The following is a 21,785-nucleotide window of genomic DNA, read 5'->3' as shown; positions in this document are numbered from 1 at the left end:
ACCTTCGGCGCCATGACGGAGACCCCCGGACCGCACGGTCCGGGGGTCTCCGTCGACCGGGTCGCGCACCCGGCCGACGTGCTACTTCGTGAGGTTCCTCTCGATCTCCTCCTCCAGCTCGTCGGGCTCGCGCCCCGGCGTCTGGAGGTCGAATCTGGTGATCGCGAACCGGAAGATCGCGTAGTACACCGCGGCGAGCACCAACCCGATCGGAACGATCAGCCAGGGTTTGGTCGCCAGGCTCCAGTTGATGACGTAGTCGATCAGCCCCGCGGAGAAGCTGAAGCCGTCCTTGACCCCGAGCGCCCAGGTCACCGCCATCGAGACACCGGTGAGCACCGCGTGGATCCCGTACAGCAGCGGCGCGACGAAGAGGAACGAGTACTCGATCGGCTCGGTGATGCCCGTCACGAACGACGTCAGGGCGACCGAGAGCATCATGCCGCCGACCGCCTTGCGACGGTGCGGCTTGGCGCAGTGGTAGATCGCCAGCGCCGCCGCCGGAAGGGCGAACATCATGATCGGGAAGAAGCCCGAGGTGAACTGCCCGGCCGTCGGGTCGCCCGCCAGGAACCGGTTGATGTCACCGTGCACGACCGTCCCGTCCGGCTTGGTGAAATCACCGAACTGGAACCAGACGAAGGTGTTCAGGAACTGGTGGAGGCCGATGACCAGCAACGCGCGGTTGGCGATGCCGAAGATGCCGGAGCCCACCCAGTTCAGGTCCACCAGCCACTTGGAGAAACTCGTCAGACCGTCGCCGATCGGCTGCCACAGCCAGGCGCACAACGCCGCGAAGAGAAGACCGACGAACGCCATGATGATCGGAACGAGCCGGCGGCCGTTGAAGAAGCCCAGCCAGTCCACCAGCTTCACCCGGTGGTACCGCTGCCAGAACCAGGCGGACAGCAACCCCATCACGATGCCGCCGAACACGCCCGGATTCTGATACGCCGCCGCCGTGACCTTCGCGTCCTTGGACACACAGGTGCCGAACCAGGTACCGCCCGAGGTGAACGTCTCGCCCGGCGCACAGTCCACCGGGAAGGCGTGCAGCACCGCGTAGTAGACGAGGAAACCGGCCACCGCGGCGAGCGCGGTCGAACCGTCCGCCTTCTTCGCCATGCCGATCGCGACACCGACGCAGAACAGCAGAGGAAGACCCAAGCCCGAATCGAGCAGCGCGCCGCCCGCCGCCGCGAACACCTTGGCGACGTTGTTCCAGCCCAGCCCCTCGTCACCGAATACGTCCGGCTGGCCCAACCGGTTGAGAATGCCCGCCGCGGGCAGGACTGCGATCGGGAGCTGGAGACTGCGCCCCATCTTCTGGAGCCCCTGGAAGAAGCCGCTCCACCAGTTCTTCCGTGGTGCTGCGGCGCTGGTTGAGCTCATCGGCATCCTCCCGGAGCGAGGCACGTGCGGCAGTCGTTGCAGAATGGTGTAGACCAGTTGAGGTACGGTGCGTAACCCGCCTGGAAGACAGGGCGCCAGTGATCGTCATCATTGAGGACGGTCCAGTCACTCGCTCGCGAAGCTGGGCCAAACGTGCGTTACGGTGACGAAACGGACCCAGGGTGGGCCGTCGCACGCATGTGAAGAACCAGGGAGAAGGCCATGGCCAGCAAGGCTGAGAAGATCGTCGCCGGGCTCGGCGGTATCGACAACATCGACGAGATCGAAGGCTGCATCACCCGCCTCCGCACCGAGGTCCACGACGCGAGCAAGGTCGACGAAGCCGCGCTCAAGGCCGCCGGCGCCCACGGCGTCGTCAAGATGGGCACCGCGATCCAGGTCGTCATCGGCACCGACGCCGACCCCCTCGCCGCCGACATCGAAGACATGATGTGACCGGCCGCCCCGCCCCCCGCTGAGCCCGACCGCCCGGCACCGCACAGGCCCCGCCCGCCCCCGGCCGGGGCCTGTGCCACACCCGCCTCGCGCCGCCCGGCCCGCCGTCCGGGGCCCGTGTCACACCCACCCCGCGCCGCCCGGCCGCGCCCTGTGCCCCACCCGCCTCGGGTACGCGCCCCCGCATCTCTGTTCCCCGCCCCGCACCCGAACGGCCGCCACCCCCGCACCCGATAGGGTCGACGCCATGTCTCGTATCGACGGCCGCACCCCCGAACAGCTCCGCCCCGTCACCATCGAACGCGGATGGAGCAAGCACGCCGAAGGTTCCGTACTCATCTCCTTCGGCGACACCAAGGTCTTCTGCACCGCCTCCGTCACCGAGGGCGTCCCCCGCTGGCGCAAGGGCAGCGGCGAAGGCTGGGTCACCGCCGAATACTCGATGCTGCCCCGCTCCACCAACACCCGCGGCGACCGCGAATCCGTGCGCGGCAAGATCGGCGGACGCACCCACGAGATCAGCCGCCTCATCGGCCGTTCCCTGCGCGCCGTCATCGACTACAAGGCCCTCGGCGAGAACACCGTCGTCCTCGACTGCGACGTCCTCCAGGCCGACGGCGGCACCCGCACCGCCGCCATCACCGGCGCCTACGTCGCCCTCGCCGACGCCGTCGCCTGGGCCCAGCGCAAGAAGATCGTCAAGCATGGCCGCAAGCCGCTGACCGACACCGTCTCCGCCGTCAGCGTCGGCATCGTCGACGGCACCCCCCTCCTCGACCTCTGCTACGAGGAGGACGTCCGCGCCGAGACCGACATGAACGTCGTCTGCACCGGCGACGGCCGCTTCGTCGAGGTCCAGGGCACCGCCGAGGCCGCCCCCTTCGACCGCAAGGAACTGGGCGCCCTCCTCGACCTCGCCACCGCCGGCTGCGCGGAGCTCACCACCCTCCAGAACGAGGCCCTCGCCCGCACCCTGGCCGCCTCGGCCGAATGACACCCACCACCCGGCACGGGTGAAGAAGCAACCGGCACGCACCACAGCGCGTCGTTACGAACACGGGCGCACGGACCGAACCGTGCGCCCGTCCGCGTATCCGCACCCGGGGAGGAACCGCACCATGGCCGAGGCCGCCCGCCACCGCCGCGTCACCGTCGCTCTCACTCTGACCGCACTCGCCCTCGGTCTCACCGCGACGGCCGGCTGCGGCGCCGTCGACAAGGCACTCGACTGCGTCCGCACCGCCGACGCCATCGCCACCAGCGTCGACAACCTCCAGCAGGCCGTCTCCAACGCGACGAGCGACCCCACCCAGGCGGCCGAAGCCCTCGACGAGATCGAGAAGGAACTCGGCAACCTCGGCGACGAGACCGACAACGCCGACCTCGGCAAGGCCGTCGACGACCTCCAGGAAGGCGTCGGCAACGTCCGCGACTCCATCGAAAAGGGCGACGCCACCCCCGACATCACCCCGGTCACCGACGCGGCCAAGGAGATCGGCAAGGTCTGCACGCCCTGACCGCCCTGACCACCGGGGGTGGCCCTCGGACCACCCCCGATACTGGGTGACATGACCCGCCTCATCCTCGCCACCCGCAACGCCGGGAAGATCACCGAACTCCACGCGATCCTCGCCGACGCCGGCCTCACCCACGAGCTCGTCGGCGCGGACGCGTACCCCGACATCCCCGACGTCAAGGAGACCGGCGTCACCTTCGCCGAGAACGCCCTGCTCAAGGCCCACGCCCTGGCCAGGGCCACCGGCCACCCCGCGATCGCCGACGACTCCGGCCTCTGCGTGGACGTACTCGGCGGCGCCCCCGGCATCTTCTCCGCCCGCTGGGCCGGTACCCACGGCGACGACAAGGCCAACCTGGACCTGCTCCTGGCCCAGCTCTCCGACATCGACGAGGCCCACCGCGGCGCCCACTTCGCCTGCGCCGCCGCCCTCGCCCTCCCCGACGGCACGGAACGCGTGGTCGAGGGCCGCCTCACCGGCACCCTGCGCCACGCCCCCTCCGGCACGAACGGCTTCGGCTACGACCCGATCCTCCAGCCCGAGGACGACACCCGCACCTGCGCGGAGCTGACCCCCGCGGAGAAGAACGCGATCAGCCACCGCGGCAAGGCGTTCCGGGCGCTGGTGCCGGTGGTGCGGGAGTTGGTGGGGTGAGACACGCAGATGGGCCGCCCGGTCGAGGGCGGCCCATCAGCATGTGCGGCCGGTGGGATTCGAACCCACACGGGATTTCTCCCAGATGCCCCTAAAACACCCGCCGATACCAGTTTGGCTACGGCCGCATGGCTGCCATGCTACCGGGCGACGGCTATTTGCCCACCCCGGCCTCCGCGGCACCAGGTGGCCGTGACGGCGTGGCAGTTCGGACACAGAAGCCGCAGGTTCTCGGCGCGGTCGTCGCTCCAGTCGCCGTTGATGTGATCGACTTCAAGTGTCATCGGTTTGCCCTGCCACGTGGCGCCGGTTCCGCATTCGGCGCATTCCTGCGGGACGCCGATCTCCAGCAAGGCGCGACGGAGCAGGACGGTCTTCGTGCGGCGTTCGCCGTTGTGCTTGAGCAGCACGTGCTCGGCGGTCTTCAGCGGGGTGGGGCCGGCTCGTCCCCGCTGATGGCCCTGGCCCAGGAAGTGGGTGATGGTGAGGCCGTCCTCGGCCACCCAGTTCCGCAGGCGGTTCCGCTCTCTCGTGGTGTCGATGCGACCCAGCAGCCGGAGGACGCCCGCCACGGAGACGGCCCCGGCGACGGCCTCGGCGAGCTCCGTCCGGGAAGGGCGTGGCCCGGTTCTGCGGCGGACACGGCTGCGGAAGTGCGAGACGTCGATGCCGAAATGCTCGAAACGCCTGAGGAGATACCGGCGGAGGTGGCCGTAAGGACGTGTGCCCAGGAATGCGATGACCTCGTCGATGCCGTTGCACTTCTCAGCTGCTTCAGCCAGCCGTTCGCGTGTGTATCGGGTGCCGGTGCTCACTGCGCCGCTCCTGCGGGCGAGTTGCGTCGCGCCTTGCCGCGGCCGCGGTAAGTGTCCGTCACCGAGTGGCAGTTGGGGCAGAGGAAACGCAGGTTCCCGGGGCGGTTGTTCCGCCAGTCGCCGTCGATGTGATCGACTTCGAGTGGGAGCGGTCGGCCGCGCCAGAAGGGCTCGGTACCGCACATCACGCAGCGTTGCTCGATGCCGATGGTGACCAGGGCTCGTTTGAGCCGATCTCCCGGTACCCGGCGGGCGTCGGAGGGGTGCTGGGCGACCAGGAGTTCCTCGGGGCTGCGGCGCTGTTTCTTTCCCTTCCTAGAGGTCGGTGCGAAATGGGAAGTGTCAATCCCGAGGGCCTTCACCCGGCGGCTGATGTGCGTGTGATGGCCGCCCACCACATCGAGGCCGAGAGCTCGCAGCACCTGGCACATGTTTGTCGAGGAGGCGATCACGGGCTCCAGGACCTCTCTCGTCCAGCGCGCGCCCTCGCGCTCGAAGTGCCCGGTGCCGATGCCCATCTTTCTCATGCGGGCAACGACGTATCGCCTCGTCGGGCTCTTCGGATCGACCCCGAGCTTCGCCAGCGCTTCGGACAGCGTTCGCGATGACGAGGCAGCCGACTCCAGCCGCTCTCGTGTGTACGGACTTGCCCCCATGCTTCCCCTCCACATCCGGCCGCACGTTCGCAGCCTCGTACGGATCAACGAGCCGTTTATCGGGGCGTCACGTCCGATATCCGACAAGATGTGGAATGACCTGCGCCGTTTCAAGTGGGACTGAAACGGCGCGGACCATTCCGGTGAGGTGTGGACGCCGGGCCCAGGTCAGAACTTCGGTTCGGGGGCCCGGGAGGCGACCAGTTCGGCGGCCTCCTCGTGTGTCCCCACCGACGGCGGGGAGCCGGCCAGGGGTTGTCGGGCGGTTTCCTCCATGCGGGCCACGGCGATGGCGCCGACCAGGGCCGCCGCCATCGCGTAGAAGGCGGGCATCAGGTTGGTGCCGCTCCAGCTGATCAGCGCCGTGATCACCAGCGGGGTCGTGCCGCCGAAGAGGGAGGCCGAGAGGTTGTAGCCCACGGAGAGGGAGCCGTAGCGGACCGGGGTGGGGAAGAGGGCGGGGAGGGCCGCGGACATCGTGCCGAGCATGCAGACCAGGGAGAGGCCCAGCATCAGCATGCCGATCGTGACGGCGGGGATGCTGCCCCGGCGGATGAGGAGGAACGCGGGCAGGGAGAGGAAGAAGAAGCCGAGCATGCCGCACATCAGGAGCGGTTTGCGGCCGAAGCGGTCGGAGAGCCTGCCGACCTGGTTGATGATCAGCATCAGGAGGACCATGACGGCGAGCAGGACGAGCAGTCCGTGGGTCTCGCTGTAGCCGAGTTCGTCGGAGAGGTAGGTCGGCATGTACGACAGCAGCATGTAGTCGGTGATGTTGTACGCGCCGACCAGGCAGATGCAGAGGATCAGTGACGGCCAGTACTGCCGGAAGATCTTGGCGAGGTCGCCCTTGGTGGTGGTCTCGACGCGGTCGGCGGCCTCCGAGGCGCGGACGGTGCCGCCCTCCAGTTTCTGGAAGGCGGGGGTCTCGTCCAGGCGCAGTCGCAGGTAGAGGCCGACCAGGCCGAGGGGGCCCGCGACGAGGAACGGGATGCGCCAGCCCCAGGCCTCCATCCGGACGGGGTCGAGAACCGCGGTCAGGGCGGTGACGAGCCCGGCGGCGCCGACGTAGCCGGCCAGGGTGCCGAATTCGAGGAAGCTGCCGTAGTGGCCGCGGCGTTTGTCGGGGGCGTACTCGGCGATGAAGGTGGACGCGCCGCCGTACTCGCCGCCGGTGGAGAAGCCCTGGACCAGGCGGAAGAAGATCAGCAGTACGGGGGCCCAGAGGCCGATGGAGTCGTGGGAGGGGATGACGCCGATCGCGAAGGTGCCGATCGCCATCAGGATCATGGTGAGGGCGAGGACCTTCTTGCGACCGATCCTGTCGCCCATGGGACCGAAGACCATTCCGCCGAGGGGGCGTACGAGGAAGGCGACGGCGAAGGTGGCGAACGAGGAGAGGAGCTGGGTGGTGTCGTTCCCGGACGGGAAGAAGACGTGGCCCAGGGTGACGGCCAGGTAGGAGTAGATCCCGAAGTCGAACCACTCCATGGCGTTCCCGAGCGATGCCGCCTTCACCGCCCGCTTGACCGCCTGGTCGTCGGTGACGGTGATGTCCGACCTGCGCAGTCTCGGGTTCCTCCGTTGCCGGATGGCGCGGAAGAGGGTGGGGTGGCGTTTGACCGCTTCCGGGTCGGCCGCCCGGTGGGGGTCGGTAGCCGCCATGGCCGGTCCTTTCCTGGACGACTGTTCCAGGCCAGGCTTCTGCGCGGTCATGGCGGTCGCAAACCGGGGCGGCGGCCGATCGGAAGATCCGTCACACGGTTCCGGCCCTGGACCCCCTCGTGGACCCGGCCGTGGATCCGGTCGCGGGGGCGGATGTGGTTCCGGTCGTCCGGGCGGGGTCCGACGGGGCGGGCGGGGGCAGGGTCAGATGCCGAGATCCTTGATGATCTTGGCGACGTGGCCGGTGGCCCTGACGTTGTAGAGGGCCCGTTCGACCTTGCCCTCCTCGTCGACGACGATCGTGGAGCGGATGACGCCGGTCACCGTTTTTCCGTAGAGCTTCTTCTCGCCGAAGGCGCCGTACGCCTCCAGGGTCTCCTTGGAGGGGTCGCCGACCAGCGTGATCTTCAGGCTCTCCTTCTCGCGGAACTTGGCGAGCTTCTCGGGCTTGTCGGGGGAGACGCCGATGACGTCGTACCCGGCGCCGGTGAGCAGCTCCAGGTTGTCGGTGAAGTCGCATGCCTGCTTGGTGCAGCCGGGAGTGAGGGCGGCCGGGTAGAAGTAGACGATGACCTTGCGGCCCTTGTGGTCGGCGAGCGACACCTCGTTGCCGTCGGCGTCGGGAAGGGTGAAGGCGGGGGCGGTGTCGCCGGGCTGGAGGCGCTCGCTCATGGTTCTCCTCGGATGGCACGTGGGATGACGGGACCGAGCGTAATAGGGGTGCCGCCGGGTGTGCGGGCGGTCGAGCTGACAGACTGTCGATGAAGGTTTATTGGACGACGACCACGGAGGCGGCGCAGTGTCGGATGCCAGGACCCCTGCGCAGATCGAGGCGGACATCATCAGCAGGCGTGAGCAGCTTGCGGTGGTGCTCGATGAGATCGGGGTGCGGGTGCACCCGAAGACGATCATGGAGGATGCGAAGGCCAGGGCTGCCGAGGCCGTGGACCGGACGGCCGGGCGGGCGTTCGTCGCGGTGAACCGGGCGGTGTCGGACGTGAAGGCGCAGTTCGTGTCGGAGGACGGTGCTCCGCGGCTGGAGCGGGTGATCCCGGCGGCGCTGCTCGGCGTGGGTGTCGTGGGTCTGGTCGTGGTGTCGAAGCGGCGCCGGAAGCGTTGACGCGGCGGTCTGCGCCCCCCGGAGGCGTGCGGAGCCGGTGCGGGCAGGTAGGTTGCGGGACGTGAGCGAGAACACCGACGACAAGCTGCCCATCCGCATGCTGCACGACCGTGTGCTGGTCCGGTCCGATACGCCCGAGGGCGAGCGGCGTTCGGGGGGCGGCATTCTGATTCCGGCGACCGCTGCGGTCGGCCGTCGGCTGGCCTGGGCCGTGGTGGTCGCGGTGGGCCAGAACGTACGGACGGTGGAGCCGGGCGACCGGGTGCTGTACGACCCCGAGGACCGTGCGGAGGTCGAGGTGCGGGGTGTGGCGTACGTGCTGATGCGCGAGCGGGATCTGCACGCGGTGGCGGCGGACCGGTTCGAGGGTTCGGTGGATTCGACCGGGCTGTATCTGTAGGTCCCGGGATTGCGGGTCCCGGTGGCTGTGACCCTGGGGCCGTTGTCTCGGGGGCTGCGCCTTGAGGTCTGTGTCCCGGGGTTCTGTGCCCCGGGATGTGTGGCCTCGGGGCTGTGGTCCCAGGATCTGTGGTTCCGGGGGTGTGATCGTTGGCCGTGTGGCCCGGTGACCGATGTCACCGGGCCCTTTGCTTGTTCTTTGCTACGGTGGAGCGATCCCGACGAGACGCGCCGTACCGGGTTTCGCAAAGACGACGCACCTGTGTTGTTCGCGTGTTCTGTCTCGTCGGAGGTGCCGTCATGGCGTGGGTCCTGCTCGTTGTCGCCGGTCTGCTGGAAGTGGCCTGGTCGATAGGGATGAAGTACACCGAGGGGTTCACCCGGCTGTGGCCGAGCGTGTTCACGGGGGTCGGGATCGTGGCGAGCATGGTGTTGCTGTCCCATGCGGCCAGGACGCTGCCGATCGGTACGGCGTACGGCGTGTGGGTCGGCATCGGTGCGGCCGGGGCGGCGGTGTTCGGCATGGTGGTGCTGAACGAGCCGGCGACCGCCGCCCGGATCTTCTTCGTCTGTCTGCTGCTGGTCGCCGTCGTGGGGCTGAAGGCGACCTCGGGTCACTGACGGGGGGCGGGGGCGGGGGCGGGGCCCGGGACCGAGGCGGGGGCCGGGGTGCCCCGGGGGCCGGGGGCGAAGCCGTGGTCGCCTGCGGTGTTCCCGCCGTTGCCGTTGCCTCCGCCGCTGTCGTTTCCGCCGGTGTTGTCGCCTCCCCGGGGGCCGCCGTTGTCCCCGCCGCCGTTCCGGCCGCCGCCGTTCTGCCCGCCGCCGTTGTCCGTCGTGCCGCCGGTCGGGGGGCCGGTGTCGATGCCTCCGGTGGCCGGTTCGCTGTTGCCGGGGGTGGTGGGGGTGTTCGGCGGGGTGTTCCCGGGGGTGTCGGCCGGGGCCTCGGGGGTGGAATCGGTGGGTGTTCCGGTGTCGTAGGGGCCGGTTTCCCCGTCGGTGGGCGGGAAGGGTTCCTCGACGCCGCTCTCCAGGTCGAGGTCGAAGTCCCGGGCCTCGGTGCCGCGCAGGGCGGCCTCGGTGTACTGGGCCCAGACCCGGGCGGGTGCGCTGCCGCCGCTGACGCGGGCCAGTCCGAGCGCTCCGTACAGCGGCTTCTGCACCCCTGTCTCGGGGTCCTGGCCCATGACGGCGACGACGGTGGTGAGGTCGGGGGTGTAGCCGGCGAACCAGGCGGCCTTGTCCTCCTCGGCGGTGCCGGTCTTGCCGGCGGCGGGGCGGCCCGCGCCCTGGGCGGCGGTGCCGGTGCCGCCCTCGACGACGCTCTGGAGGATCGCGGTCGTGGTGTCGGCGGCGTCGCGGCCGACGGCCTGCTCGGTGGGGTCGCGGTCGGGGAGCTCGATCTCCTCGCCGTTCTTGGTGATCTTCTCGACGAGGGTGTACGCGCCGTGCCGTCCGTGGTTGGCGAGGGTGGCGTACGCCTCGGCCATGTCGAGGACGCTGGCGGTGGCGACGCCGAGCGCGTTGGACGGGTACGCGGTGAGGTCGGGGGTGTTCTCGGGGAGACCGAGGTCGATGGCGGTCTGTTTGACCTCGGCGGGGCCGACGTCCTCGGCCATCTGGGCGTAGACGGCGTTGACGGACCTGTCGGTGGCGGTGGCGACGGTGATGGGCCCGTAGTCGATGTCGTCCTCGTTGGCGGGGGCGTAGCCGGTGGGTCCGTCGGGGCCCTGGACCATGCGTTTGTTGGCGCCGTCGTAGACGGTGTCGGGGGTGATGGGGCGGCCGTCCTGGGTGGTGGAGCGGTTGGCGACGGCGGAGGCGAAGACGAAGGGCTTGAAGGTGGAGCCGACCTGGTAGTCGCGGCGGGTGGCGTTGTTGACGTACTGCTTGGTGTAGTCGATGCCGCCGTACATGGCGACGACCCGGCCGGTGGCGGGGTCGATGGAGGCGCCGCCGACGCGGACGTTGCGGTCGGCCTCGCGGTCGGGGCTGGTCTGGGAGATGACGTTGTCGTCGACGGCGGCGACGAGGGCGTCCTGCTTCTTCCGCTCCAGGGTGGTGGTGATCCGGTAGCCGCCGGTGGCCAGGGTGTTCTCATCGATGATCTTGTTGCTGGTGAGGTAGTCCTCGACGGCCTGGACGATGTAGCCGCGTTGTCCGGCGAGCCCGGTGGACGGCTTGACCTTGCCGGGTACGGGGAATTTCATGGCGGCGCGTTCGGCCGCGCCGAGCCATTTCTCCTTGACCATGCCGTTGAGCACGTAGTTCCAGCGTCCGAGGGCCGCGGCCCTGTTCTGGGGGTGGACGACGACGTCGTACGCGCTGGGGGCGTTGAGGAGGGAGGCGAGGTAGGCGCCCTCGGCGGTGGTGATCTCGCCGATGTCCTTGCCGTAGTAGGCCTGGGCGGCGGCCTGGATGCCGTAGGCGTTGCGGCCGAAGTAGCTGGTGTTGAGGTAGCCCTCGAGGATCTGGTCCTTGGACTCCTCGCGGTTGAGTTTGACCGCGATGAAGAACTCCTTGGCCTTGCGGACGAGGGTCTGTTCCTGGCCCAGGTAGTAGTTCTTGACGTACTGCTGGGTGATGGTGGAGCCGCCTTGTCTGCCCTTGCCGGTGAGGGTGTTCCAGGCGGCGCGGGCCATGGCCTTGAGGTCGATGGCCCGTTCGGAGTAGAAGTCGCGGTCCTCCGCGGCGAGGACGGCGCGCTGGACGGTGAGCGGGACCTGGGCGAGCCCGACGTTCTCCCGGTTGACCTCGCCGGAGCGGGCGAGGGTGCTGCCGTCCCGGTAGAGGTAGACGTTGGACTGCGCGGTGGCGCTGGCGTTGGCGGGTGGGATGGCGACGAGTTCGTACCCGGCGACGAAGCCGCCGATCAGGAGCAGGGCGAGGAGGAGGACGGCGCCGAGGGTCATCCGCCAGGTGGGGACGGCGCGGCGCCAGCCGGTGCGCTTGGGGCGTTTGGGCTTCTTCGCCTCGCCGTTCCCGTCGCTTCCGGGGCCGTTCCCGGCGGTCCCAGGGTCGTTCCCGTCGCTTCCGGGGCCGCTTCCGCCGGTCCCGTCGTTCCCGGCGCGGTGGGAAGCCGGGTCCCTGGGGGCCCAGCCCCGGGGTTCGCGTTTCCCGTTCGACTGCTGTGGCTCGTCGCTCATTTCCGTGCAGACTCCTCGGACGCGGTCACTTCCCCCATAGTGCCCTTTTCTTCGGAATAACCACCGGATCGACCTTCGAAAAGCGGTCGCGGCGGCCGTCCCGGCTGCACTAGGGTCTTGCGCTTTGGTGTCCGAACCCGTTGGGCACCCGGCTGATGGGTGGTGGATGCGGTGCGGCTTTACGCGGTGGTGGCGGCGGGAGGGTTCCGGCGTCACGCCACCTACCGGACCGCCACGGCGGCGGGCGTCTTCACCAACACCGTCTTCGGTTTCATCCTGGCCTACACCTACACGGCGTTGTGGGACGAGCGTCCGCACCTCGGTGGTTACGACATGCCCCAGGCGCTCACCTACGTGTGGTTGGGGCAGGCGCTGCTGATGACCTGTTCCATGATGGGCGGCGGTTTCGAGGACGAGCTGATCGAGCGCATCCGCACCGGGGACGTCGCGGTGGACCTCTACCGGCCGGTGGACCTCCAACTGTGGTGGCTTGCAAGCGACTTGGGGCGGGCGGCGTTCCATCTGCTGGGCCGCGGCATCGTGCCGCTGCTGGTGGGGGCGCTCGCCTTCGAGCTGGCGTTGCCCTCCTCGCCGCTGTCCTGGATGGCCTTCCTCGTCTCGGTGACGCTCGGGGTCGTGGTCAGTTTCGCGATCCGCTACCTGGTGGCGCTCTGTGCGTTCTGGCTGCTGGACGGGGCGGGAGTGGCGCAGATGGCGTGGCTGGCCGGGATGTTCTTCTCCGGGCTGCTGCTTCCGCTGACGCTGTTCCCCGGGGTGCTGGGGGAGATCGCGCGGGCGCTGCCCTGGTCCTCGCTGCTCCAGGTGCCGGTCGATGTGTTCCTCGGCAAGTACACCGGGTGGGGGCTGGTGGAGGCGTACGGATTCCAGGCCGGCTGGGCGGTGGCGCTGCTGCTGGTGGGCCGGGCGGTTCAGTCGGTGGCGACGAGGAGGGTGGTGGTCCAGGGTGGCTGACACGACCGGGACCGGTGCGACGCGGACGGCCGACGCGGTCGAAACGGCAGGAGCGGCCGGCGGGGGCGGGGTGGCGGGCGGGCCCGAGGCGGTGTTCGCCGAACGGCCGGGGCTCGTCGAGGGGCTGCGCGCGTACGGGCTGATCGTGATGATGTGGCTGCGTTCGACGATGGCGTACCGTGCCTCGTTCGCCATGACGGCGTTCGGGAACTTCGCGGCGACCGCCTTCGACTTCGTCACGATCCTGCTGATGTTCTCGCACGTGGACGCGTTGGGCGGTTACACACTGCCCGAGATCGCCCTGCTGTACGGGGCGTCGGGCACCGCCTTCGGCCTCGCCGACCTGCTGCTGGGTTCGATGGACCGGCTGGGGCGGCGGGTGCGCGACGGCACGCTGGACACCCTGCTGGTGCGGCCGGTGCCGGTGCTCGCGCAGGTGGCGGCGGACCGGTTCGCGCTGCGCAGGCTGGGGCGGATCGTCCAGGGGCTGCTGGTGCTGGGGTACGCGTTGGTTGCGCTGGACGTCGAGTGGACGCCGCTGAAGGTGGCGATGATCCCGATGATGCTGCTGAGCGGGACGGCGATCTTCGCCGCGGTGTTCGTGACCGGGGCGGCGTTCCAGTTCTTCGCGCAGGACGCGGCCGAGGTGCAGAGCTCCTTCACGTACGGCGGGAACACACTGCTCCAGTACCCGCCGACGATCTTCGCGAAGGACCTGGTGCGCGGGGTGACCTTCGTGGTGCCGCTGGCCTTCGTGAACTGGCTGCCCGCGCTGTACGTGCTGGGCCGGGAGTACCCCGTGGACCTGCCGGACTGGGTGGCGTTCCTGCCCCCGGTGGTGGCGGGCCTGTGCCTGCTGCCGGCGGCCGCGGCCTGGCGCGCGGGGCTGCGCGCGTACCGCAGTACCGGGAGTTGACCGGCCGGAGTGCCGGAAGCCGACCGGAACATCGAGCGAGAAGGGGCGAGGGACATGAACGCGGAAACCGGTACGGGAGCGGCCGGGGTGAGGACCGGGACGGAAACCGGTGAGGAGGAGGGCGGTCCCGGGGGCGGCCCCGGGGACGGTTTCATCGAGCTGGACGGGGTGGAGAAGGTCTTCGACGTGCGTCGCAGGACCGGTTTCATGCGCGGCGAGCGCCGCCAGGTGCGGGCGGTCGACTCCATCAGCTTCCGGGTCGCGCGCGGCGAGATGGTCGGTTACATCGGCCCGAACGGCGCCGGGAAGTCGACCACGATCAAGATGCTGACCGGCATTCTCACCCCGAGCGCGGGGCGGCTGCGGGTGGCGGGCATCGACCCGTCCCGGGAGCGCACGAGGCTGGCGCACCGGATCGGGGTGGTGTTCGGCCAGCGCACCACGCTCTGGTGGGACCTGCCGCTGCGCGACTCGTACCGGCTGGTGCACCGGATGTACCGGATTCCCGACGCCCGCTACCGGGAGAACCTGGAGCGTTGCGTCGAACTCCTCGATCTGGGCGAGCTGTTGGACGTTCCGGTGCGGCAGCTCTCGCTGGGACAGCGGATGCGCGGCGACATCGCCGCGGCGCTGCTGCACGACCCCGAGGTGTTGTACCTGGACGAGCCGACGATCGGCCTGGACGTGGTGTCCAAGGCCAGGGTCCGCCAGTTCCTGCGGGACCTGAACGCCGAACGCGGTACGACGGTGCTGCTCACGACCCACGATCTGACGGACATCGAGCAGCTCTGCAAGCGTGTGATGGTGATCGACCACGGGCGGTTGATGTACGACGGAGCGCTCGCGGGCCTGCACGAGGTGGGGCGGAGCGAGCGGACGCTGGTGGTCGACCTGGAACGTGAACTCCCGCCGATCACCCTGGAGTCGGCGCCCTCGGTCCGCAATGTGAAGGTGGAGGGGCCGCGGCAGTGGCTGGCCTTCCCCGCCTCGGATTCGGCAGCCCCGCTGGTCGCCAGGATCGCGGCGGACTACCCGTTGGTCGACCTGTCGGTCCGGGAGCCGGACATCGAGGCCGTGATCGCGAAGATGTACGAGTCGGCCCCCGGCATGTAGGGCCGGCAGTCGGCCGCCCGGCTGCCGACTGCCGGGTTGCCGGGCTCGGCCACCGGCACGCAGCGCCGGGGCTGTGACGGGAGCGCGCACGTTCAATAGGCTGCGCGGTATGACAAGTGACCTTCCGGAAATGCGCGCCTCCGACGCCGAGCGCGAGCGTGTCGCCGAGACCCTGCGCGAGGCGGTGGCCGAGGGCCGGCTGGAGATGGAGGAGTTCGAGCAGAGGCTCGAAGCGGCCTACAAGGCGCGCACGCACGGGGAGTTGGAGCCGCTGGTCCGGGACCTTCCGGCGGCGGGCACCGCGGTGGCCCCGGTGGGTGCCCGGGGTCCGGCGCGGACGGGTTCGGCGGTGCGCTGGGCGGACCGGGTCGGCAGGCCCGCCACGTCGGGTGGTGCGTTCGCGATGTGGGGCGGGTTCGGCCGCCGGGGGAACTGGACGGTGGCCCGCAAGTTCACCGCGTTCACGATGTGGGGCGGTGGCGAGATCGACCTGCGCGATGCGAACTTCGAGGACCGCGAGGTGGTCATCCGCTGCTTCACGATCATGGGCGGGATGCATGTGACGGTTCCGCCGGAGCTGAATGTCGAGGTCCGGGGCATCGGCATCATGGGTGGTTTCGGGGAGAGCTCGAAGGACGAGGGAATCCCGTCGCCGGACTCCCCGCGGGTGCGGATCACCGGCTTCGCGCTGATGGGCGGAGTCGGTGTGGAGCGCAAGCGGAGCAGAGCGGAGAAGCAGCGGCTGAGGGACGCGGAGCTGGAGCGGCTGCGGGAACCGGACCGCGAGCGCGACCGCGGACGAGGCCGCCTGGAGAAGGGCCCCGGCTCGTCGGACCGGTCCGACGACTGACGGCTGATGGCTGACGACTGACGGGGGCCGGGGGCGGGGCTGCGGGGCCCGCCTCCCGCGGCTCCCCACGGCCCCCAGCTTCCCGCGGCTCCCCACAGCCCCCTGGTTCCCCGAGCCCCTGTAACCCCCGTAGCCCCACTGCTCCCCGCCCCGGTCCCTCAGAACTCGTCGGACACGGGGCGCTCGTGGGTCAGGGCCGTCAGGTCCACCGTCGAGCCCAGCAGCCGGTAGCCCGCGTCGTTCAGATGGAGATGGTCGCCGCTGTCGTAGCCAGGCAGGAGCCGCGTCGGGCGGTGCGGGTCGCGGGCCGCCGCGTCGAAGTCGACGACGGAGTCGAAGACCCCGCCCGCCCGGATCAGTTCGTTGACCCGCTGCCGTACGCCCTCGCGCGCGGGGGTCCAGGTGCGGAACCCCTCGTACGGCATCAGCGTCGCCCCGACGACCTGGAGGCCGCGTGCGTGGGCGCGTTGTGCCAGGGACCGCAGGGCGTCCGCGATGCGTTGCGGGTCGGTCTCCTGCGGGGACTTCTGCACGTCGTTGATGCCGAGTGCGACGACGACGGTCCGTGCTCCGGTGACGTCCAGCGCGTCGCGGTCGAAGCGGGCGCTCGCCCGTACGCCGCGGCCGTCGCGCAGGATGCGGTTGCCCGCGATACCGGCGTTGGCCACCCCGTACCGGCCGCCCAGCCGGTCGGCGAGCACGTCGGGCCAGCGGCTGTTCGTGTCGGGGGTGGAGCCGGTGCCCGCGGTGAGCGAGTCGCCGATCACCACGACCGCTCCGGCGGCGGTCCCGGCGCGCACGTCGACGGCGGTGAGGTAGCGCCAGGCATCGGTGCGCCAGGTGCCCCACGCGGTGTCCACGTACGAGGTCTGGTGGCTGCCCGGGTGCATGGTGACGGGCCCCTCGGCTGCGGAGGTGCGCAGCGCGACCACGAGATCGGCGTCGGCGGCGACCGGGACGGCGACGGGGTCGCTGACGAGCTGCCCGCCCGCCGCGACGGTCGCACGGGCGGAGCCGCCGAAGGTCACGGGGCGGGCGTTCACGGTGACGCGGTCCAGGTACAGCGGGCGGGTGCCGAAGACGTTGGAGAGGGTGACGCGGGCCGCGTCACCACGGATGCTGGTGTGCACGACGTTACGGATGGTGCGCCGGTTCAGGGCGCTGCCGTGGGCGGTGTCGGAGACCCCGGCGATGGGGGCCGCCGCCCAGGTCGCGGCCCAGAGGCCGGCGGAGTGCGCGGGCGCGGCGGGGGTCCGGGCCACGGTCCGGGGGCCGGGGACGGCGATCGGCGCCGGCCGGCCGTCGGAGCCGGAGAACAGCAGGGTGCCCGTGAACGCCACGGCTGCGGCGAGCACGGCGGTGCCCGCCAGGAGGGCGATGAGCAGGGCGTACCCCTGGCGCCTGGGCATGGTCGGTGGATCTCCTCATGATCGATTGCGCTGGTCCCATGATGGGCCAGGCCGTCGGGAACTCGGCGTGCGGCCCGGGAGTAGGTCAGGTAGGCACAATGCGTACGGGGCACCGGGAGCGGGGCGTACGCGGACGGGTGGAGCGGATGGAGCGGATGGAACGGACCGGGCCGGAAGAAGAGCGGACCGGTCCGGAGGAAGAGCGGACCGGGGCGAGGGCAGGGCGGACCGGTCCGGAGGAAGCGCGGGGCGCGCGGCGGCCGGAGCTGGTGGCGGGCGCGGCCCGTCCCGTGCCCGGTGACCGCCCGGCCCCCCTCGCCTCGTTCGCGTACACGGCGGCCGACGAGGAGAAGCGGCGCGGCGTGCGCCGGATGAAGACCACGGCCACGGGCCTCCTTCTGCTGGTCGCGCTCGTGTACGTACTCGCCACCTGGGCGAAGAACGCCGGTGTGGGCGGCTGGCCGGGCTTCGTCGCCGCGGCCGCCGAGGCGGGCATGGTGGGCGCGCTGGCCGACTGGTTCGCCGTCACGGCGCTCTTCAAGCGTCCGCTCGGCCTGCCGATCCCGCACACCGCCATCATCCCCACCAAGAAGGACCAGCTGGGAGCCTCCCTGGGTTCCTTCGTCGGCGAGAATTTTCTCTCCGGAGACGTCGTGCGGGGCCGTATCCACGCCCTGGGTGTCGGGAAGCGGCTCGGTGTCTGGCTGGCCGAGCCGGAGCACGCGGACCGGGTCACCGCCGAGCTGTCGACCGCGCTGCGCGGCGCGCTGACCGTGCTGCGCGACGCCGATGTGCAGGCCGTGGTGGGCGAGGCGATCACCCGGCGGGCGAACGCGGCGGAGATCGGCCCCGGCCTCGGGAAGATGCTGGAGAAGGTCGTCGCCGACGGCGGCCACCGCAAGATGGTGGACCTGATCTGCACGCGCGCCCACGACTGGCTGGTGCTGCACGGCGATTCGGTGATGGACGCGGTGCAGGGCGGGGCGCCCGGCTGGACGCCGCGGTTCGTGGACAAGCGGATCGGCGAGCGGGTCTACAAGGAGCTGCTGCGGTTCGTCACGGAGATGCGGGACATGCCGGGGCACCCGGCGCGCGCCGCGATCGACACCTTCCTGACGGACTTCGCGTCCGACCTCCAGACGGACTCGGACACCCGGGCCCGGGTGGAGCGGCTGAAGTCGGAGATCCTGGGGCGCGGCGAGGTCCAGGAGGTCATCGCCTCGGCCTGGTCGTCCGTGCGCTCGATGATCATCGCGGCGGCGGAGGACGAGCAGAGCGAGCTGCGGCTGCGCGCGCGGGCCTCACTGATGGGGCTGGGGGCACGGCTGGCGACGGACGACCGGCTCCAGTCGAAGCTGGACGGCTGGCTGGAGGACGCGGCGGTCTATGTCGTCACGACGTACCGCGCGGAGATCACATCGCTGATCAGCGACACGGTCGCGAGCTGGGACGCGGACCAGACGTCGAAGAAGATCGAGGCCCACATCGGCCGCGACCTGCAGTTCATCCGGATCAACGGCACGGTGGTGGGCGCCCTGGCGGGGCTGCTGATCTACACGGTGACCCGGGTGCTGGGGGCGTAGGGGCAGCCGGGGGCGCATGCACGCGTGCGCGCATGCGTGTCCGTGCGCCTGGGTGCGGGAGAGGGGCGGGAGCCGGAGGGCCTCCGCCCCTCTCCCGTGTCTGCTGTGTCTGCCGTGTCTCCCGTGCTGCACGCGGTTCGGGCGGAGGCGGCGGAGGGCGGAGACAGCGGGCGCCGGGAGACCGGCGGCCACGCGCGGCCCTTTCGCGTACACGTGGCTCGGTGCACCCGGTGGCGTACGTGGCTCAGCACACCCGGTTGTGTACGAGGCCCAGCGCGCCCGGTCGCGTATTGCGTACGCGGTTCAGTGTGCCCGGCGGGTGACCGCCCACGACGCGGCGGCCATGCCACCCGCCACGGTGAAGACGGCGGGCCAGGCGCCGACCTTCTTGGCCAGCGGATGCGAACCGGCGAACGCGGCGACGTACGCCGTGGTCAGTCCGACGGCAGCGCGCGGCCCCGCCTGCCGGTTCCACTCGTAGGCGGCGGCGGTGCCTGCGGCGGCGAGGGCCACCCCGCCCAGCGGCCGTTTCTTGGTCCACCGCGCGACGGCGTACCCGCCGATCAGCCCGCTCGCCGCCACCGCCGCTGCCGGAACCTTCGCCATCGTCGCCACCTTCGCCTTCTCGTCCGTGTGGTCCGGACCCGAGTCCGGGCCTCCGAGGCTAACGCGCCGTCCGGGCAAACGGTCGCAGAGGGGGTGCACAGGCGTTTACCCTGGGGGTGAACACGTGTGCACCCCGCCGAAGGCGACCGAAGACGTACGGAGAGCCATGCCCGCGGACATATCCGCCACTGCCGCCACCGCCGACCCGACCGCCGCCGACGAGGCCCCGCACCCCCGTTTCGCCGTCGGCGTGCTGGCGTTCTGCGGCGTCGTGGTCGCGGTCATGCAGACGATCGTCGTCCCGCTGCTCCCGTACATCCCGGCTCTCACGGGCGCGACCCCGGCTGCCGCGAGCTGGCTGGTCACCGTCACGCTCCTCACCGGTGCCGTCTTCACGCCCGTCCTGGGCCGGGTCGGCGACATGTACGGCAAGCGGCGGGTGCTCGTCGCCTCGCTCCTGGTGCTGGTGGTGGGCTCGGTGCTGTGTGCGATCAGCTCCCACATCGGGGTGCTGATCACCGGCCGCGCGCTCCAGGGCGCGGCGCTCGCTGTCGTACCCCTGGGCATCAGCATCCTGCGCGACGAACTCCCGCCCGCCCGGGTGCTGTCCGCCGTGGCCCTGATGAGCTCGACGCTCGGCATCGGCGCGGCGGTCGGGCTGCCGGTCGCGGCCCTCGTCGTCGAGCACTTCGACTGGCACACGATGTTCTGGGTCTCCGGGGCGATCGGCGTCCTCGACGTCGTGCTGGTGCTGTGCTTCGTACCGGAGTCCTCGCTCCGCACCCGTGGCCGCTTCGACGCCGTCGGTGCGCTGGGCCTTTCCGGGGTCCTGGTCTGTCTGCTGCTGGCGGTCACCCAGGGCGCCGACTGGGGCTGGACGTCGGCCCGGACGGTGGGCCTGCTGGTGCTCGCCGTCGTCGTGGCGCCGGTCTGGGGCAGGTGCGAGCTGCGCGTCCCGACGCCCATGGTCGACCTGCGGGTCTCGGCCCGGCCGGCCGTCCTGCTCACCCATGTCGCGGCCCTCCTGATCGGCTTCGCCTTCTACGCGAACTCCCTGGTCACCGCGCAGATGGTGCAGGAACCGAAGGAGACGGGCTACGGTCTCGGCGCCTCGCTCGTGGTCAGCGGGCTCTGTCTGCTGCCGGGCGGCGTGATGATGGTGGTGCTCTCACCGGTCTCGGCGAGGATCTCCGCGAAGTACGGCCCGAAGGCCGCCCTGGCGCTGGCGGCCGGGGTGATGGCGGCCGGTTACGTGGTGCGCTGCTTCACCAGCCACAGCCTCTGGTTGATCATCGCCGGTGCCACGGTCGTCGCCTCGGGCACGGCCATCGCGTACTCGGCGCTGCCCGCGCTGGTCATGCGCGGTGTCCCGGTGAGCGAGACGGCCGCGGCCAACGGGCTCAACACGCTGATGAGGTCGATCGGGCAGGCGCTCTGCAGCGCGACGGTGGCCGCCGTCCTGACCAACCTCACGTTCCGGGTGGGCGGCGGGACGGCCCCGACCCTCCACGCGTACCAGCTGGTCTTCCTGGTCGCGTCGGGCGCGGCACTCGTGGCACTGCTGGTCACCCTGTTCCTGCCGGGCAGCCGGGTGGCCGTGGCGGGTACGGTCGAAGGGAACCGCGGTGCTCCGGGCGAGCCGGAGAACGGGGCGCGGAAGGTACCGACCCAGGAGAGCACATGACCAGCGGCCAGGCCACCGTACCGGCCCCGGCGCGGGCGTCTGCCGAGTCGTCGACCGCGGCACCGGCTGCGTCCCAGGCGCGGGCGTCTGCCGACTCGTCGGCCCCGGCTCCGGACGGTACGCCTGCCGACTCGTCGACCGCGGCACCGGGCCGGGTGGCCGCCTCGTCTGCCCCGTCCGCCTCGCCCGTCGATCCGGGCACCGGCCGGGACGCGATCCTGCGCGCCGCCCGCCGGGCGTTCACACAGCGCCCGTACGCCGAGGTCACCATCCGGGGGATAGCCGCCGACGCGGGAGTGAGCCCCTCCCTCGTCGTCAAGCACTTCGGCCGCAAGGACGAACTCTTCAACACCGTCGCCGACTTCGGCCCCGCCGCCGCGGAACTCTTCGACGCACCGCTCGACACCCTGGGCCGCCACATGGTGGTGACCCTGGTGCGCCGCCGCCGGGAGACGCAGACCGACCCGCTGCTGCGCGTCGTCTTCTCGCTCGGCAACCGCGACGAACGCTCCCTGCTGCGCGACCGCTTCCACGAACAGGTCACCGCCGCCCTGACCGCCCGCCTCACCGGCCCCGAACGCGCCCTGCGCGCCGAGTTGATCGCCGGTCACCTCCTCGGCCTCGGCGCCACCCTCGGCCTCCACCGCGACGGTGCCGGCGCGGACGCCACCCCCGAACACATCGCGGACCTGTACGCGCCCGCGCTCCAGTCCCTGATCACGGGGTGACACGGGGCCGCGCGACCGGCGGGGCCGCGGGGCTGGGCGACCGGCGTGGGCGCGGGATCGCAGGGCTGGGTGCACGGCGTAACCGGCGGGGCCGCAGGGCTGGGCGG

At 70.9% G+C, this 21,785-nt stretch carries 22 protein-coding genes, 1 tRNA gene and 1 riboswitch; of the genes, 14 read left to right on the top strand and 9 right to left on the bottom strand.

Annotated features, from left to right (window positions below; all coding sequences use genetic code 11):
- Positions 1-81: 81 nt before the first annotated feature.
- Positions 82-1,392, bottom strand: a complete 1,311-nt coding sequence (locus tag ACWCXX_RS07100; RefSeq protein WP_451125151.1) for a PTS transporter subunit EIIC — start codon at positions 1,390-1,392, stop codon at positions 82-84.
- 222 nt (positions 1,393-1,614) lie between these two features.
- Between ACWCXX_RS07100 and ACWCXX_RS07095 the strand changes: the two genes are divergently transcribed.
- From ACWCXX_RS07095 to rdgB, 4 genes are all read left to right on the top strand, one after another.
- On the top strand, positions 1,615-1,848 hold the full coding sequence (locus ACWCXX_RS07095) for a glucose PTS transporter subunit EIIB (RefSeq protein ID WP_451125149.1): 234 nt from the start codon (positions 1,615-1,617) through the stop codon (positions 1,846-1,848).
- 247 nt (positions 1,849-2,095) lie between these two features.
- Positions 2,096-2,842, top strand: coding sequence for a ribonuclease PH (gene rph / locus ACWCXX_RS07090; protein ID WP_451125147.1), 747 nt, complete (start codon positions 2,096-2,098; stop codon positions 2,840-2,842).
- 124 nt (positions 2,843-2,966) lie between these two features.
- Positions 2,967-3,365 carry a hypothetical protein gene (locus ACWCXX_RS07085; protein ID WP_451125145.1) on the top strand — a complete coding sequence of 133 codons (399 nt, stop codon included), beginning with the start codon at positions 2,967-2,969 and terminating at the stop codon, positions 3,363-3,365.
- 51 nt (positions 3,366-3,416) lie between these two features.
- On the top strand, positions 3,417-4,019 hold the full coding sequence (gene rdgB / locus ACWCXX_RS07080) for an RdgB/HAM1 family non-canonical purine NTP pyrophosphatase (protein WP_451125143.1): 603 nt from the start codon (positions 3,417-3,419) through the stop codon (positions 4,017-4,019).
- 44 nt (positions 4,020-4,063) lie between these two features.
- Here rdgB and ACWCXX_RS07075 read toward each other — a convergent pair.
- From ACWCXX_RS07075 to bcp, 5 genes are all read right to left on the bottom strand, one after another.
- A tRNA-Leu gene (locus ACWCXX_RS07075) sits at positions 4,064-4,147 on the bottom strand.
- A gap of 12 nt (positions 4,148-4,159) precedes the next feature.
- Positions 4,160-4,834, bottom strand: coding sequence for an HNH endonuclease signature motif containing protein (locus ACWCXX_RS07070; RefSeq protein ID WP_451125141.1), 675 nt, complete (start codon positions 4,832-4,834; stop codon positions 4,160-4,162).
- Positions 4,831-5,490, bottom strand: coding sequence for an HNH endonuclease signature motif containing protein (locus ACWCXX_RS07065; RefSeq protein ID WP_451125139.1), 660 nt, complete (start codon positions 5,488-5,490; stop codon positions 4,831-4,833). Before ACWCXX_RS07065 ends, ACWCXX_RS07070 begins: the two co-directional genes overlap by 4 nt.
- Before the next feature lie 168 nt (positions 5,491-5,658).
- Positions 5,659-7,155 (bottom strand): glycine betaine/L-proline transporter ProP, encoded by a 1,497-nt coding sequence (gene proP / locus ACWCXX_RS07060; RefSeq protein ID WP_451125137.1) that lies wholly within the window; start codon positions 7,153-7,155, stop codon positions 5,659-5,661.
- A gap of 204 nt (positions 7,156-7,359) precedes the next feature.
- The gene (bcp, locus tag ACWCXX_RS07055) at positions 7,360-7,827 is read right to left on the bottom strand and encodes a thioredoxin-dependent thiol peroxidase (RefSeq protein ID WP_451125135.1); all 468 of its coding nucleotides are present in this window, start codon (positions 7,825-7,827) and stop codon (positions 7,360-7,362) included.
- Positions 7,828-7,954: 127 nt separating this feature from the next.
- On the opposite strand from bcp, the gene ACWCXX_RS07050 reads away from it, so the two are divergent.
- The 3 genes from ACWCXX_RS07050 (at position 7,955) to ACWCXX_RS07040 (ending at position 9,295) form a co-directional block, all read left to right on the top strand.
- Entirely contained in the window at positions 7,955-8,275 is a 321-nt protein-coding gene (locus tag ACWCXX_RS07050; RefSeq protein ID WP_451125364.1) for a DUF3618 domain-containing protein, read from the top strand.
- 61 nt (positions 8,276-8,336) lie between these two features.
- Entirely contained in the window at positions 8,337-8,675 is a 339-nt protein-coding gene (locus tag ACWCXX_RS07045) for a GroES family chaperonin (protein WP_030923137.1), read from the top strand.
- Between the two features lie 195 nt (positions 8,676-8,870).
- Positions 8,871-8,935, top strand: a riboswitch (guanidine-III (ykkC-III) riboswitch).
- 39 nt (positions 8,936-8,974) lie between these two features.
- Positions 8,975-9,295: a DMT family transporter gene (locus tag ACWCXX_RS07040; RefSeq protein WP_451125133.1), complete on the top strand. Its 321-nt coding sequence runs from the start codon at positions 8,975-8,977 to the stop codon at positions 9,293-9,295.
- Here the strand turns inward: ACWCXX_RS07040 and ACWCXX_RS07035 are convergent.
- On the bottom strand, positions 9,289-11,817 hold the full coding sequence (locus ACWCXX_RS07035) for a transglycosylase domain-containing protein (RefSeq protein WP_451125131.1): 2,529 nt from the start codon (positions 11,815-11,817) through the stop codon (positions 9,289-9,291). The two genes, ACWCXX_RS07040 and ACWCXX_RS07035, sit on opposite strands and share 7 nt — an antisense overlap.
- A gap of 171 nt (positions 11,818-11,988) precedes the next feature.
- Here ACWCXX_RS07035 and ACWCXX_RS07030 point away from each other — a divergent pair, with 171 nt between their 5' ends.
- The 4 genes from ACWCXX_RS07030 (at position 11,989) to ACWCXX_RS07015 (ending at position 15,668) form a co-directional block, all read left to right on the top strand.
- Positions 11,989-12,789, top strand: a complete 801-nt coding sequence (locus tag ACWCXX_RS07030) for an ABC transporter permease (protein WP_451125129.1) — start codon at positions 11,989-11,991, stop codon at positions 12,787-12,789.
- Between the two features lie 70 nt (positions 12,790-12,859).
- Entirely contained in the window at positions 12,860-13,705 is an 846-nt protein-coding gene (locus ACWCXX_RS07025) for an ABC transporter permease (RefSeq protein WP_451125362.1), read from the top strand.
- Between the two features lie 54 nt (positions 13,706-13,759).
- Complete coding sequence (locus ACWCXX_RS07020; RefSeq protein WP_451125127.1) at positions 13,760-14,818, top strand: ABC transporter ATP-binding protein; 1,059 nt, start codon at positions 13,760-13,762, stop codon at positions 14,816-14,818.
- Positions 14,819-14,948: 130 nt separating this feature from the next.
- A complete protein-coding gene (locus ACWCXX_RS07015; protein WP_451125360.1) occupies positions 14,949-15,668 on the top strand; it encodes a DUF1707 SHOCT-like domain-containing protein in 720 nt (239 codons plus the stop codon).
- Positions 15,669-15,826: 158 nt separating this feature from the next.
- Here the strand turns inward: ACWCXX_RS07015 and ACWCXX_RS07010 are convergent, their stop codons facing one another.
- Positions 15,827-17,077 carry an SGNH/GDSL hydrolase family protein gene (locus tag ACWCXX_RS07010; protein ID WP_451125125.1) on the bottom strand — a complete coding sequence of 417 codons (1,251 nt, stop codon included), beginning with the start codon at positions 17,075-17,077 and terminating at the stop codon, positions 15,827-15,829.
- Positions 17,078-17,223: 146 nt separating this feature from the next.
- On the opposite strand from ACWCXX_RS07010, the gene ACWCXX_RS07005 reads away from it, so the two are divergent.
- Positions 17,224-18,660 carry a DUF445 domain-containing protein gene (locus tag ACWCXX_RS07005; protein WP_451125358.1) on the top strand — a complete coding sequence of 479 codons (1,437 nt, stop codon included), beginning with the start codon at positions 17,224-17,226 and terminating at the stop codon, positions 18,658-18,660.
- Between the two features lie 303 nt (positions 18,661-18,963).
- Here the strand turns inward: ACWCXX_RS07005 and ACWCXX_RS07000 are convergent, their stop codons facing one another.
- Positions 18,964-19,266: a hypothetical protein gene (locus ACWCXX_RS07000; RefSeq protein WP_451125123.1), complete on the bottom strand. Its 303-nt coding sequence runs from the start codon at positions 19,264-19,266 to the stop codon at positions 18,964-18,966.
- A 166-nt stretch (positions 19,267-19,432) separates the two neighbouring features.
- On the opposite strand from ACWCXX_RS07000, the gene ACWCXX_RS06995 reads away from it, so the two are divergent.
- Positions 19,433-20,950: an MFS transporter gene (locus ACWCXX_RS06995; RefSeq protein WP_451125121.1), complete on the top strand. Its 1,518-nt coding sequence runs from the start codon at positions 19,433-19,435 to the stop codon at positions 20,948-20,950.
- Positions 20,947-21,678, top strand: a complete 732-nt coding sequence (locus tag ACWCXX_RS06990; protein WP_451125119.1) for a TetR/AcrR family transcriptional regulator — start codon at positions 20,947-20,949, stop codon at positions 21,676-21,678. The genes ACWCXX_RS06995 and ACWCXX_RS06990 overlap by 4 nt, the downstream gene beginning before the upstream one ends.
- Positions 21,679-21,785: the final 107 nt, after the last annotated feature.

The organism is Streptomyces sp. NPDC001732 (assembly GCF_053596315.1).
Note: the sequence above shows the minus strand (reverse complement) of the source record. Positions and strands in the feature narration are given on the sequence as shown.

Coding starts and splice junctions, on each gene's coding strand:
- ACWCXX_RS07010 (WP_451125125.1), bottom strand. CDS start 17,077: ATGCCCAGGCGCCAGGGGTACGCCCTGCTCATCGCCCTCCTGGCGGGC.
- ACWCXX_RS07095 (WP_451125149.1), top strand. CDS start 1,615: ATGGCCAGCAAGGCTGAGAAGATCGTCGCCGGGCTCGGCGGTATCGAC.
- rph (WP_451125147.1), top strand. CDS start 2,096: ATGTCTCGTATCGACGGCCGCACCCCCGAACAGCTCCGCCCCGTCACC.
- ACWCXX_RS07085 (WP_451125145.1), top strand. CDS start 2,967: ATGGCCGAGGCCGCCCGCCACCGCCGCGTCACCGTCGCTCTCACTCTG.
- ACWCXX_RS07020 (WP_451125127.1), top strand. CDS start 13,760: ATGAACGCGGAAACCGGTACGGGAGCGGCCGGGGTGAGGACCGGGACG.
- ACWCXX_RS07005 (WP_451125358.1), top strand. CDS start 17,224: ATGGAGCGGATGGAACGGACCGGGCCGGAAGAAGAGCGGACCGGTCCG.
- ACWCXX_RS07100 (WP_451125151.1), bottom strand. CDS start 1,392: ATGAGCTCAACCAGCGCCGCAGCACCACGGAAGAACTGGTGGAGCGGC.
- bcp (WP_451125135.1), bottom strand. CDS start 7,827: ATGAGCGAGCGCCTCCAGCCCGGCGACACCGCCCCCGCCTTCACCCTT.
- ACWCXX_RS07040 (WP_451125133.1), top strand. CDS start 8,975: ATGGCGTGGGTCCTGCTCGTTGTCGCCGGTCTGCTGGAAGTGGCCTGG.
- rdgB (WP_451125143.1), top strand. CDS start 3,417: ATGACCCGCCTCATCCTCGCCACCCGCAACGCCGGGAAGATCACCGAA.
- ACWCXX_RS07065 (WP_451125139.1), bottom strand. CDS start 5,490: ATGGGGGCAAGTCCGTACACACGAGAGCGGCTGGAGTCGGCTGCCTCG.
- ACWCXX_RS06995 (WP_451125121.1), top strand. CDS start 19,433: ATGCCCGCGGACATATCCGCCACTGCCGCCACCGCCGACCCGACCGCC.
- ACWCXX_RS07000 (WP_451125123.1), bottom strand. CDS start 19,266: ATGGCGAAGGTTCCGGCAGCGGCGGTGGCGGCGAGCGGGCTGATCGGC.
- proP (WP_451125137.1), bottom strand. CDS start 7,155: ATGGCGGCTACCGACCCCCACCGGGCGGCCGACCCGGAAGCGGTCAAA.
- ACWCXX_RS07015 (WP_451125360.1), top strand. CDS start 14,949: ATGCGCGCCTCCGACGCCGAGCGCGAGCGTGTCGCCGAGACCCTGCGC.
- ACWCXX_RS06990 (WP_451125119.1), top strand. CDS start 20,947: ATGACCAGCGGCCAGGCCACCGTACCGGCCCCGGCGCGGGCGTCTGCC.
- ACWCXX_RS07035 (WP_451125131.1), bottom strand. CDS start 11,817: ATGAGCGACGAGCCACAGCAGTCGAACGGGAAACGCGAACCCCGGGGC.